Raw genomic sequence first — 1570 nt, forward strand, 5'->3', positions numbered from 1 at the left:
CGGGAAAGCTATGTTTATCATAACGGCAAAATTCAGCAGACGAAAGATTTTATTTGGCTTGGCAGTGACAGCGGCACTGCTGCTGACGGCAGGCGCGGCGGCGCGCTTGGCGGGCGATGTGGCGGCGATGGGAAGCCAGACGGACAGCGGGCAGACGGACACCGCGCAGCAGACAGTCTCTACGCTCGCGCTGACAGATGAAGAGCGAACGGCATATCTGAAGGCGTGCGGATGGGAAGTGGATGTCGATTCCTGCACGGTGCGGGAAGTGATCATTCCGTCGGATTTTGACGAGAGCTATCAGAGCTATGCGGACTTGCAGGCACGGCAGGGCTTCGATATGGAAAAGCTCAAGGGCAAGCGTGTGAAACAGGTCGTTTACACGGTCACCAATGCGGAAGAATCCGATGTTTTGGCTGAATTACTCATTTATCGCGGGAAAATTGTTGCAGGAGATATTTGCTCGATGAAGACCGACGGCGGCTTTACGCGCGGCTTGATGGATCACACCGGGCAGAAGTCAAATGACACAAATGATACGTCAGAATCCACAAGCGAGAATGCGGATTCTGGTGCATCCTGACCATAGGGTTTGACGCAAAATCAACACATTGCCCAAAGAAGCAGGCGAAAAAATCCGCCTGCTTTTCTATTTTTTCAAAAACGCTCTTGTGCAAATGTAACAAAGATGATATAATGCTTTTGATTATCGGCGGGAGGCGATCCGGTGGCAACACAGCGAATTGACAAACTGCTTACCTCTATGGGACTGTGTTCTCGGAAGGAAGCGACGGCGGCGGCAAAGCGCGGCGCCATTTTGATTGACGGCGTGGTATGTCGAGATGCCTCGAAAAAAGTAGATCCCGAAAGCACACAGATTTCCTTCTGCGGACAGCCGGTTTGTTATCAGACCCATGTGTATATCATGATGCATAAGCCGCTCGGCGTGTTGTCTGCCACAGAGGACAGAGAGCAAAAAACAGTGCTCGATCTGCTGCCTGCCAGCTATCGCAAGCGCGGTGTCTTTCCGATTGGACGATTGGATAAAGACACATCCGGCTTGCTGCTGCTGACGGACGATGGCGCGCTGGGACATGCGCTGACCTCGCCGAAGCACGCAGTGGATAAAGTCTATCATGCGGAGGCAGAGGGACTGCTGGGAGATGCCGATGTACAGGCGTTTGCACAGGGCATCACGCTGCGCGACGGTACACGCTGCCGACCGGCAAAGCTGGAAATTCGGGCGGTACGGGAAGGCTATTCCGATGTGCTGGTGACGGTGCAGGAGGGTAAATACCATCAGGTGCGCCGGATGCTCGCTTCGCGCGGCGCGCCGGTCAAGACGTTGGAGCGCTTGTCAGAGGGTCCTCTTCGTCTGGATGCCGCATTGCAGCCGGGACAGTGGAGAGAGCTGACACAGGAAGAAATTGCTCTGCTGCTCGCGCATCACGTTACATAGGGAAAAGTGGACAAAATAAAGTCAAAATTTTTGTACAAATTTCTGTCGATTTGTGATATAATAAAAAAAGTGAATGACAGGACGGCAATTTGCTGTCAATATGATTGATAA

2 protein-coding genes are annotated in these 1570 nt (G+C 52.7%); both read left to right on the forward strand.

The annotated features are described in order from the left end of the window. A partial coding sequence (locus ACR0P9_RS12345; RefSeq protein ID WP_432620579.1) for a DUF4830 domain-containing protein occupies positions 1–583 on the forward strand: 583 nt, incomplete at its 5' end. Between the two features lie 144 nt (positions 584–727). Further along, complete coding sequence (locus tag ACR0P9_RS12350; RefSeq protein ID WP_432620581.1) at positions 728–1459, forward strand: pseudouridine synthase; 732 nt, start codon at positions 728–730, stop codon at positions 1457–1459. The last annotated feature ends 111 nt before the right edge of the window (positions 1460–1570 follow it).

Origin of the sequence: Butyricicoccus sp., assembly GCF_050872565.1 — a bacterium.
In the GTDB taxonomy this organism is placed as follows: Bacteria; Bacillota; Clostridia; order Oscillospirales; family Butyricicoccaceae; genus Butyricicoccus_A.